The organism is Microbulbifer sp. (genome assembly GCF_036563125.1).
Taxonomy (GTDB): domain Bacteria; phylum Pseudomonadota; class Gammaproteobacteria; order Pseudomonadales; family Cellvibrionaceae; genus Microbulbifer.
Genome location: NZ_DATCMV010000104.1, coordinates 1 through 10,669 on the forward strand (window position 1 = coordinate 1; position 10,669 = coordinate 10,669).

8 protein-coding genes are annotated in these 10,669 nt (G+C 59.9%); 1 reads left to right on the forward strand and 7 read right to left on the reverse strand.

Features of this window, described 5'->3' with window-relative positions; genetic code table 11:
- Window positions 1-26 precede the first annotated feature (26 nt).
- The 3 genes from katG to VIL80_RS08360 form a co-directional block, all read right to left on the reverse strand.
- On the reverse strand, window positions 27-2,162 hold the full coding sequence (gene katG / locus VIL80_RS08350; protein WP_414684532.1) for a catalase/peroxidase HPI: 2,136 nt from the start codon (window positions 2,160-2,162) through the stop codon (window positions 27-29).
- Window positions 2,163-2,290: 128 nt separating this feature from the next.
- Entirely contained in the window at window positions 2,291-2,920 is a 630-nt protein-coding gene (locus tag VIL80_RS08355; protein WP_332035656.1) for a 3'-5' exonuclease, read from the reverse strand.
- 3 nt (window positions 2,921-2,923) lie between these two features.
- Window positions 2,924-4,774 carry a putative nucleotidyltransferase substrate binding domain-containing protein gene (locus VIL80_RS08360; protein WP_332035657.1) on the reverse strand — a complete coding sequence of 617 codons (1,851 nt, stop codon included), beginning with the start codon at window positions 4,772-4,774 and terminating at the stop codon, window positions 2,924-2,926.
- Window positions 4,775-5,038: 264 nt separating this feature from the next.
- Here VIL80_RS08360 and pelA point away from each other — a divergent pair, with 264 nt between their 5' ends.
- Window positions 5,039-6,583: a pectate lyase gene (gene pelA, locus VIL80_RS08365; RefSeq protein WP_332035658.1), complete on the forward strand. Its 1,545-nt coding sequence runs from the start codon at window positions 5,039-5,041 to the stop codon at window positions 6,581-6,583.
- Between the two features lie 32 nt (window positions 6,584-6,615).
- Here the strand turns inward: pelA and VIL80_RS08370 are convergent, their stop codons facing one another.
- The 4 genes from VIL80_RS08370 to VIL80_RS08385 all read right to left on the reverse strand — a co-directional run.
- A complete protein-coding gene (locus VIL80_RS08370) occupies window positions 6,616-6,936 on the reverse strand; it encodes a DUF3175 domain-containing protein (protein WP_332035659.1) in 321 nt (106 codons plus the stop codon).
- Between the two features lie 82 nt (window positions 6,937-7,018).
- Entirely contained in the window at window positions 7,019-8,245 is a 1,227-nt protein-coding gene (locus tag VIL80_RS08375; protein WP_332035660.1) for an MFS transporter, read from the reverse strand.
- 177 nt (window positions 8,246-8,422) lie between these two features.
- Window positions 8,423-8,908 carry a VOC family protein gene (locus VIL80_RS08380; RefSeq protein ID WP_332035661.1) on the reverse strand — a complete coding sequence of 162 codons (486 nt, stop codon included), beginning with the start codon at window positions 8,906-8,908 and terminating at the stop codon, window positions 8,423-8,425.
- 33 nt (window positions 8,909-8,941) lie between these two features.
- Window positions 8,942-10,669 (reverse strand): xanthine dehydrogenase family protein molybdopterin-binding subunit (locus tag VIL80_RS08385; RefSeq protein ID WP_332035662.1); only part of this gene is annotated, 1,728 nt, incomplete at its 5' end.

Sequence of the window (10,669 nt, forward strand, 5' to 3'; positions counted from 1 at the left end):
CGCTAGCGGGTGCCACGCGGTTTTTTTTAAGCGGAAGTCAGATCAAAGCGATCTGCGTTCATTACCTTGGTCCAGGCGGCGACAAAGTCCTTGGCGAACTTCTCGTTGCTGTCATCCTGGGCATAGACCTCGGCATAGGCCCGCAAGATGGAGTTGGAACCGAACACCAGGTCCAGTCTTGTCGCCGTCCACTTGAGCGCATCGGTCTTGCGGTCGCGAACTTCATAGATGCCGTTGCCCGTGGGCTTCCAGACATTGGCCATATCGGTCAGGTTTACAAAAAAGTCATTGGTCAGCGCACCTTCACGATCGGTAAACACGCCATGTTTGCTGCCGCCATGGTTGGTACCCAGCACCCGCATACCGCCCACAAGCACCGTCATTTCCGGGGCGGTCAGCCCCATGAGCTGGGTGCGGTCGAGCATCAGCTCTTCGGATTTTGCTGCGTAGTCCTTCTTGAGCCAGTTGCGATAGCCGTCGTGGACGGGTTCTAGGAACTCAAACGAATCGATATCCGTCATTTCCTGGGTGGCGTCGCCGCGCCCCGGGGTAAAGGGTACGGAGATATCAAAGCCCGCGGCCTTGGCGGCGGCCTCGACACCGACGCTGCCGGCGAGCACGATGACATCCGCCACGCTCGCGCCACTCTCGGCGGCAATGCCTTCCAGCACCTTGAGCACCTTGGCGAGCCGCTCCGGCTCATTGCCCGGCCAGTCCTTCTGCGGCGCGAGGCGAATACGCGCACCGTTGGCGCCGCCGCGCATATCCGAGCCGCGGTACGTGCGCGCGCTGTCCCAGGCGGTGGCAATCATTTCGCTGTTGCTGAGACCGCTGTTTTTTATTTTCGTCTTTACCGCATCTACGTCGTAGTCAGTGGGGCCCACAGGCACCGGGTCCTGCCAGATCAGGTCTTCATCCGGAACATCGGGGCCAAAGTAGCGGGCCTTCGGTCCCATATCGCGGTGGGTCAGCTTGAACCAGGCGCGTGCGAATGCTTCGGAGAGCGCGGCGTGATCCCTGTGGTAGCGCTCTGAAATTTCCCGATAAATCGGATCCGTGATCATCGCCATATCGGCGTCGGTCATGATCGGGTTGTGGCGGACGGACGGATTCTCGACGTCGTGAGGCTTGTCCTCTTCCTTGATGCTCACTGGTTCCCACTGGAAGGCGCCGGCGGGACTCTTACGCGATTCCCACTGGTGGTTGAACAGCATTTCGAAATAGCCGTTGTCCCACTGCGTGGGGTTTGTGGTCCACGCGCCCTCGATGCCGCTGGTGATGGCATCCGGGCCGCATCCGGTGCGCGTTGGATTGTGCCAGCCCAGCCCTTGTTCCTCTACATCGGCAGCTTCGGGGTCGGGGCCCAGCAGCGCCGCATCGCCATTGCCGTGGCATTTGCCGATGGTGTGGCCGCCGGCAGTCAGTGCGACAGTTTCCTCGTCATTCATCGCCATGCGCGCAAAGGTCACGCGCACGTCTGTGGCGGTCTTGAGCGGGTCGGGCTTGCCGTCCACGCCTTCCGGGTTCACATAGATAAGCCCCATCATCACCGCGGCCAGCGGGTTTTCCAGGTCGCGCTCACCGGAGTAGCGGCTGTTGGGGTTGTCGGTGGGTGCCAGCCATTCCTTTTCCGAGCCCCAGTAGGTGTCTTTCTCCGGGCCCCAGATATCCTCGCGGCCAAAGCCGAAGCCGAAAGTTTTCAGACCCATGGACTCATACGCCATGGTGCCGGCGAGGATAATCAGGTCTGCCCAGCTGATCTTGTTGCCGTACTTTTTCTTGATCGGCCACAGCAGGCGGCGTGCCTTGTCGAGGCTGACGTTATCGGGCCAGGAATTGAGCGGTGCGAAGCGCTGGTTACCGGTGCCACCGCCGCCGCGGCCGTCGGCGATTCGGTAGCTGCCTGCGGCATGCCAGGACAATCGGATCATCAGGCCGCCATAGTGGCCCCAGTCCGCGGGCCACCAGTCCTGGCTGTCGGTCATCAGAGCGCGCATATCTCTCTTGAGTGCATCGACGTCGAGCTTTTTGAGTTCTTCTCGATAGTTGAACTCGGCGCCCAGTGGATTGGTCTTGCGGTCATGCTGACTCAATATGTCGAGGTTTAGTGCCTCGGGCCACCAGTCGGTGTTGGACATACTGGTGTTAGTGGCACCGTGCATAACGGGGCACTTGCCACCTGTCGTTCCCTGACTCTTTGCCATTTCCAAGCCCTGCCGTTTGTATGTGGGTTGAAGGTCGAACTAAGAATATATGTCCCTGAAACCGAGTGTTCCAATTTTCCGGAAAATCACGCGCTGTGGATCGCCAGAAACAGTTCCGCGGTCGCCAGTGCGTCGGTGAGCGCATCATGGGCCGCCAGTTCCGGCAGGCCATATCGCTGGCGACAGGCACCCAGGCGCAGCTCGCCGGGTTGCAAGGCGTGCTTGCGTCTAAGTTGGCGCCGGTATTCCAGTTGCAGTGTGTCCTGCACCGGTGCCAACAGCGGCGCACCATATTGCCGGCGCAAATAGTGGTTGAGAAACCCCATATCCAGCGTGGCGTTGTGGAATACAAGTGTACTGTTGGCGGCCGCCGCCAGCAGATGCGGCGCCAGCGCGGCAAATTCTTCGCCCGCTTCCAGCGCGCTGTCGGTGAGCTGATGGAACGTGGCACTCTGACCCACGCCATGTTCTGGCGTGAGGTGAAACAAGCGCGCCTGATTGAGGAGAATCCGGCCGTTTTCAATTACCACCCAGCCGATACTGACGATTTCTCCCTGCAGCGGGTTGAGTGCGGTTGTTTCCAGATCGATCACCAGAAAACGCTGGCGCGCAAACGGTAGGCGGGTGAAGACCAGAGATTGCCGCAGCAATGCCATCAGCTGGGGTTCACGGGTCTTGCGCCGCCAAAACCAGCGTTTGAGAAGCAGCCACAGCATCGCTCACAATCCGCGTCGATAGGTCTGCTGCAGCGCTTCCTGGGAGTCGTGCACCACAGTGAAGGCATCGCGCAGATGTTTGCGCGCAAGATCCGGCAGATCTTTCGGGTTGTAGTAGTTGGTCGGCTTTTCGCCGCGGGCAATTTGCTGGCTGTGATTCTGGATGCGCAATTGCTGGATGTAATCAAAGGCATCCAGCAGATTGCGACCATCGGTTTTGGTGACGATTTTTTCCGCCAGTAACTGTTCGATACGTTCTCGGGTGTTCACCGCGCGGATGCCATTGGCCAGGGCTTTGATGCGCACCAGCTCCACAATCGGCATGACCCCGCGTTTTTTCAGATTGAATTCATCCCGGTGCTCGCCATTCCGCTCCACCAGAAAGCGGCGGAAGATACCCAGAGGTGGCGTCTGCTCCAGTACGTTGGCCGCCAGCGCCGCCAGAAAAATCGTGTCGGTTTGCGTGCGTTGCAGCATGTGTCGCTGCAATTTTTCACATAGCGATACATCGCCGTACACGGCACGCAGATCGAAAAAAATACTCACGCGCATGACCGCGTGTGGTGTCGGTGTACGAGTCCAGCTATCTACGGCATTGCGCCAGTCCCGCAGGCGCTGCCGCCATTCGTGGGTGGTCGCCATCACCTTGCCGGGACAATACACGTAGCCGCAGGCATTGAGACCATCACATACCCGCTCAGCGAGTTGCGCAAACCAGGCCATATCCTCGTCGCTGGCGCGGTCGTCGATCAGCAGGCCATTGTCCTGGTCGGCACCCAGCAACTGTTCGTCGCGGGCCTGGGAGCCGAAGCCGAGCCAGCAGAAGGGCACCGGTGCCGGGCCAATCTCCCCGATGGCGAGTTGAATCAGTCGATGGGTGACGGCGTCACTGATGGCGGTGAGCACATGGCTCACCTGATGGGCGCGCATGCCGCCTTTCACCACTTCCGACAGCAACACGGGCAGGGCGTCGAGGATGGCCTTCATCCCCGCGGTATCCTGCTGGCGGGAAATATGCTGCACCAGATATACCGGGTCGTCACGCCGGGCGAGCATCAGGTCCGACGAGGTGATGATGCCAACCACTTGCTGGTTGTGCAGCACCGGCAAGTGGTGCACACCGCTTTGGGTCATCTGCAGAATCGCGTCGAAGAGAGTGGCTCCATGGTCGATCTGTAGCGGTTCCGGGGTCATGATGTCGCCAATTGGCGTGCCGCTCGCCAAACCCTGCGCCAGGGCCCGGGTGCGCAGGTCGCGATCGGTGACGATGCCCAGGAGTCGTTCCCCCTCCATGATTAGCACCGACGACACCCGCAGTTCCGACATGGCCCGGGCGGTGTGCTTCAGGGTGGCGGTGGGGGCTAGCGCCAGCGGATTACGGCTGATCAGTGAGGCGATCGGCAGCATCATCATGTTGGTGTCGGGCTGGTAGCGGGCGGCGCGGCGCAGGCGACGGCTGCGCTGGGAATGGAAATGGCGGTCAAAGTCCCGGAACTGGGTTCGCAGTGCCTCATAGTGCACCCGTGGCAACTGGTAGAGCAGGCCGTCTTCGATCACTAATGCGCTGACGCCTTCATCGCCGATGTCGAGGCCGTGAATATTGAAGCTGTCTCCTTCCTCCAGCTTGTCCAGCAACTGGCCCTGGCTACTGCGGATTTCTACCGCGCCGCTGCGCAGAATACGCAGGGCATAATCATCCTCGGCAGTGATCCGGCTGCCCCGGCGCAAATAGACCACTTCGATCTGCCGGGCCGCTGCCTGTAGGGTATCGTGGGGCAGTAGATCGAACGGTACACAAGCTTGAAGAAAATCGGCCACAGCCTGGATTTCCGGCTGGCGGGGATCGCGGTGCATGGGGAGTTTTTCCATTATTCTGCCGGTTGTTCCCGACTCTAACCCAGTGACAGAAATTCATCGATTAGACTTTGGTGGAAATAATTGGCCCGACAGATCAATGGACTCCTGGTGTGCGATTTGGCTAATTTTTATGACGGCGAAAATACCTTTTTGCCCTCCCTGGCGTACCCTGGGGCCTTCGTATGTGGTTTGATGGCTTTTCCCTGCTGGTAAACGTCCGGCTGCCGCGACTCACAGATAATCAGAAGTAGAGTAAAAAAAATGACGAGAAAACGCTGCAAGTTTTTCCTGCCGGTGGTCGGAACACTGTTGGCCGGCTTCATCACTACCGCCGCGGCGGAAACGGCAAATCAACCCATTGCCATCGACGGCTTCTACGATGCCATCAAGCACTGGAATGACCGCACAGGTGAAAAGGATGTCGCGCACTACGCGCTCAACCAGATCGAATCCATCGCCGACAATCTGCTGCTCTACCAGCGCGACAGCGGTGGCTGGCCTACCAACAAGCACCCGCTGCGTGTTTTGTCCGCAGAGGAGCGCGCGCAGGCACTCGAGGACAAGTCTCTGGCGGATGCGAGCTTCGATAACCGCAACATCTACCCGCAGATTGAATATCTGTCCGAGGCATACCGAAAAACCGGCAATGCCCTCTACCGTGAGGCTGCACTGAAGGGATTGCGCTACACGCTGGATCGCCAGTACCCGAATGGTGGCTGGGCCCACTCGCCGGACCGTACCGACCGCGCCTACTACCGCCATATCACCATCGCCGACGAAGTCATGCCCGGCGTGCTCACCTTCCTGCGCAAAGTGGCAGCGGGTAAATATCCATTCGACTATATCGACGAAAATCTGCGCAATCAGGCCGCACAAGCGGTAGCAAAAGGTGATGCACTACTGCTGAAGCTACAGGTGCGCATCGACGGCCAGCGCACTGGCTGGGCGGGCCAATACCATGAGCAGACACTGAAGCCCGCCCAGGGGCGCGCCTATGAACTGCCAGGAATCCTCGCCTGGGAAACGGTACCGGTACTGGAATACCTGATGTCGATCGACAATCCCTCCCGGGAAATTGTCGAGGCGGTTGATGCTGGTGCTGCCTGGCTGGAATCGGTCAAGCTTGCAGGCTTGCGGGTTGACCGGGTTGCAGCAGATCGCCAGCGTTTTGATTACCACGCCGCCGATTACGATCTGGTGGTAGTGAATGACCCAGAAGCAAAACCCATCTGGGCGCGGTTCTATGACCTGACAACCAGTAAGCCGTTTCTCGCCAATCGCGACGGCAAACGGGTCTATCAATTGTCCGATGTGGATCCCGAGCGGCGCACGGGTTACAGCTGGTATGGCTACTGGCCACAGGGCTTCCTGCAGGCCAAATACCCGATCTGGAAACAGGAAGCCGACATTGCCGCGCAACTGGACGACTTCCACAAGGCCGCCGCCAATGCCGATTTCGACGGGTACTTTGATTTGTTCAGCAAAGACGGCGTGTTTATCGGTACCGATGCCAGCGAGCGCTGGACCGTCGATACCTTCAAGGAATTTGTAAAACCCTATTTCAGCCAGGGTAAGGGTTGGACCTATGTGCCGAGAGATCGCACGATCGTGGTCCACGGCGATGTAGCCTGGTTTGATGAACTGCTGGATAACGAGGCTTACGGCGAGTGCCGCGGTAGCGGGGTACTGGTGAAGGAAAACGGGGCGTGGAAGATTGCCCAGTACAACTTACATTTCCCGATACCGAATGATCTTGCCAAGGAGATCACCAAAATGATCAAGGCGCATGCACAAAAAGACCGCTAATGAGCGTCTGAGTTAGCGAAGATGCGAAAAGGTTATTTCTGGTGGGGGCTGGTTTTTTTGGGGCGGTCGAATAATAGCCGCAATTCATCCTTTGCTTCCTCCAGAACCTTTTTTCTTTCCTCGGGCAGGTTTTCCCCCGCGCGGTTGATATAAAAGGTGAGCATCGACATCGCTGACCGGAAAGGTTCTGACTTGCGTTTATGGCTCTGTTCCGCCGATCTTTTCAGTGACAGTGCAATCTCTCTGGGGTCGTGAAGCGTGAATACGCCTCCTTCCAGATCCAGCGCGTCGCTGGTTTCGGTGACCCGCTGGGACCACTTTTTGTCGCTGTCTTTTTTCTCCGGCGCTTTCATACCCGGGCCCTGAGGTGTCTGATTTACTGAGCCATTGCGGAAAGCGTAGTGATACCCGCGAGGCTCAGCAATCAATCTCCAGTCAAGCGGGGTTCGGCATGGCATCCACGGAGGTGCCGCGCTTCTCCACCAAGCGCCCGGCAAAAAACACCAGCATGCCGCTAACGGCCAGCACCGCACCTACCGGGCCGGTGATTGACCAGCCAAATCCCGCGTTGATCGCTACCCCCGCGAGCCAGGCCCCCAGCGCATTGGCCAGATTGAACGCCGCGTGATTGAGTGAAGCCGCCATCGTCTGTCCGCCCTCGGCCACGTCCATCAGGCGAGTCTGGATCGCAGGGCCAAGTGCCATGGCGGTGCCGACCAGACCGACAAAAATAATGCCCGGCCACACATAATCCGCCGCGAAATAGAATCCCGCCTGCACCAGGGCACACCAGCCCAGAATCAGCGGGAAGGCGCGCAACACATTCCAGTCCGCCACCCGCGCGCCGAGCAGATTGCCGGCGATGGCACCGAGACCGAACAGCACCAGTACAACCGGCCCGAGCGATTCCGCCATGCCCGCCTGCTGGGTCAGCGTCGGCATTACATAGCTGAACACCGAGAACATACCGCCAAAGCCGATGGCGGCGATGCCCAGGGTAAACAGTACCCGGTGTTTGACCAGCGCGGACAGCTCGCGCGCCGGGCTCGCATCCGGATCTTCTGGCTGCACCGGTACAAACCGCCACACCATCAGTGCGGTAAGCAGGGCCACGACACCCACGCCCATAAACGCTATCTGCCAGCCGAACAGATTGCCGGCCCAGGTGGCCAGCGGCGCGCCGATCAGAATCGCCACCGTGAGCCCCGACATCACCCGCGCCACCGCGCGCGCCCTCTGGTTGGGTGGCACCGCCGCCGCAGCCACCAGTGAGGCCACACCGAAATAGGCACCGTGGGGCAAGCCGGCCATAAAGCGCAGGCCGATGAACGACCAGAAGCCTGGCGCGAAGGCACTGGCAATATTACCCACGGCAAATACCAGCATCAGCGTAATCAGCAGTGCCCGCCGCGGTGCGCGCGCCGCCAGCAGCGCAATGATCGGGGCTCCCACCACCACACCGAGCGCATAGCTGCTGATGGCGTAACCCACCTCCGGTGCGCTGACTCCGAGGTCGGTCGCCACTCGGTTCATCAACCCCATGATCACAAACTCGCCGGTACCAATACCGAAGCCGCCCAAGGCCAGGGCGAATTCTGCGAGTCGGGAATGCGTGGGCGCACCGGTCGCGGCAGCCGCGGTGGTGGAAGAGGGTGAGTACATCGGGATTCCTTACTGCTTGAGGGTTCGGATGCCGCGTGGCGACCGGAAGAGCGGCAATTTAACGGAATGGGGCAGGATTGGCGAGGGTACGCGCTTAATACCTAACCAGGTTTGACATACGACCACCAGTGTTCGTTTTAATCTCCGTTCCTTGAAAAATACGTCGCAGCTTGCGGCTCAGCCGCGAAGTGCTGTCTCGATGGTGGCGATGTCGATTTTGCCCATCTGCATCATCGCATCGAACGCGCGCTTGGCGGCAGCGCGATCGGGACTGGCAATTGCCGCTGTCAACGCGATGGGCGTTATCTGCCAATTCAGTCCCCACTTGTCCTTGCACCAGCCGCAGGCGCTTTCCTGGCCACCATTGCTAACGATCGCGTGCCAATAGCGATCGGTTTCCTCCTGATCAGCGGTGGCCACCTGAAAGGAAAAGGCCTCATCGTGGGTAAACGCCGGCCCGCCATTGAGCCCGAGGCAGGGAATTCCCATAACGGTAAACTCTACCGTCAGTACATCGCCGGCTTTCCCGGAAGGGTAATCGCCAGGCGCGAGATGTACCGCGGTTACCGAGGAATCGGGAAAGGTCTCGGCGTAAAACCTCGCTGCGTCTTCGGCGCAGCCGTCGTACCAGAGACACACGGTATTTTTGGCCGGTGTTGTCACTGAGTTTCTCCCATGGTCTAACTTTCGCCCGTGCTACTGAGACTTTATTTCGCGCAAAATGTCTTCCGCCCGAATTGGCAAACTTCGCGCCCGCACGCCCACCGCGGCAAAAATCGCATTGCCGATCGCCGGTCCCACCACCGTGGTCGCAGGTTCTCCGAGACCCACAGGGTTTTCGGTGCTGTCGACAAACTCCATTTCGATTTCCGGTACGTCGCGCATGCGCAGCGGGGTGTAGGTGTTGAGATTGGTATCCACCACCTGTCCTTTGTTGAATCGGGTTCCCTCATGCAGCGCAAGGCTCAAACCCCAGAGTGCAGCGCCTTCCACCTGGGCGCGGGCGCCGTCCGGATGCACTACGGTGCCGGCATCGGTGACCAGTGTGAGTTTTTCGACTGTGGGACGCCCGGTTTTGCGGTCCACACGCACCCGCGCCACGCAAGCGGTCCAGGTCGGCATATTACGCTCCTGGCCGTAGGTGGTGGCCACTCCGAGGCCGGTATCCGGGGGCATTTGGCTGCCCCAGCCAGAAATCTCCCGTACCCGGCGCAGCACATGGGCCTGACGGCTGGCGCCGCCAACGGAATTGGGGGCGGAACCGGCGTTCTTGCCTTCCGCCGTGAGTCTCTCCAGGCGGAAGTCGATGGGGTCCTGGCCGGCTTTGTGGGCCGCTTCGTCCATAAAGCTCTCCAGTGCCCAGTTGACCCAGCCGGAACCCACCGAGCGTAACCAGCCCGGGCGAAAGGTTTGCTCGGCCAGGTCGTTGGAGATCGCGCGCAGGCGGTGGCTGCCCACGGAATACCAGTGCAAGGCGCCCTGAATGGCGAAGGGGTCGAACTTGCCCCCGGAAATTCCATCGACCAGAAAGGCCGGCACCATGACCTTGGTGGGCCAGCCCGCGGTAGCATGATGTTCCATGCCGGTCACCTTGCCGTTGCGGTCGAACGCCATGCGCATGCGCTGTACCGAAGCTGAGCGCAGCGAATCGAAGCGGACATCGTCCTCGCGGGTCATGACCATTTTCACCGGTTGACCCAGCGCCTTGGCGGCCAGTGCCGCGGGCACCGCGTAGTCGCCGTTCAGGCGGCGGCCGAAACCGCCGCCGAGCATATAGGTTTTCATCACCACCTGTTTTTCCGGTACACCGAGGGCGGTGGCGAGGACCGGGAGAATCAGGGACTGCCACTGATTGCCGGTATGGATTTCCCAGATGCCATCTTTTTCAAGTGCCAGGGCGTTGAGCGGTTCCATCTGGAAGTGCAGCAGGCTGTGGGTGATGTATTCGGCCTCCAGGGTGGAATCGGCATCGGTGAAGGCCTTGTCCACGTCGCCGTCGTTCACCACCACCACGCCGGCATCGCTTTGTTCGATCAACGCGCGTCCGTGATCGAAGATGGCCTGTTCGTCGATGTCGGCGGTCTTGCCCGGTAGCCAGTCCACAACAATGCGTTGCGCCGCTTTATTGGCCGCGTGGAAGCTGTCGGCGATGACCATGGCCCAACCGGGTACGGTATTGGATGGGTCTTCCAGCACGATGGTTTTCTGATAGCCGGGAATCTTTTTCGCCGCACTGTCGTCGATGCTTTTGATGCTGGCGCCGTAGCGGGTGGGAGGGATGAGCGGACGGGCATACACCATGCCCTCCACATGCGCATCCAGACCGTAGATTGCCTTGCCGGCGGTCTTGTCGGGAATATCCAGCGCCTTTGTCGGGCCACCGATCAGGCGCCGTTCGCGCGCGGTTTTTACCGGCATTTTTTT

Bases quoted from the DNA above. Each gene is read 5' to 3' on its own strand.
- katG (WP_414684532.1), bottom strand. From the start codon at position 2,162: ATGCACGGTGCCACTAACACCAGTATGTCCAACACCGACTGGTGGCCC.
- VIL80_RS08355 (WP_332035656.1), bottom strand. From the start codon at position 2,920: ATGCTGTGGCTGCTTCTCAAACGCTGGTTTTGGCGGCGCAAGACCCGT.
- VIL80_RS08360 (WP_332035657.1), bottom strand. From the start codon at position 4,774: ATGCACCGCGATCCCCGCCAGCCGGAAATCCAGGCTGTGGCCGATTTT.
- pelA (WP_332035658.1), top strand. From the start codon at position 5,039: ATGACGAGAAAACGCTGCAAGTTTTTCCTGCCGGTGGTCGGAACACTG.
- VIL80_RS08370 (WP_332035659.1), bottom strand. From the start codon at position 6,936: ATGAAAGCGCCGGAGAAAAAAGACAGCGACAAAAAGTGGTCCCAGCGG.
- VIL80_RS08375 (WP_332035660.1), bottom strand. From the start codon at position 8,245: ATGTACTCACCCTCTTCCACCACCGCGGCTGCCGCGACCGGTGCGCCC.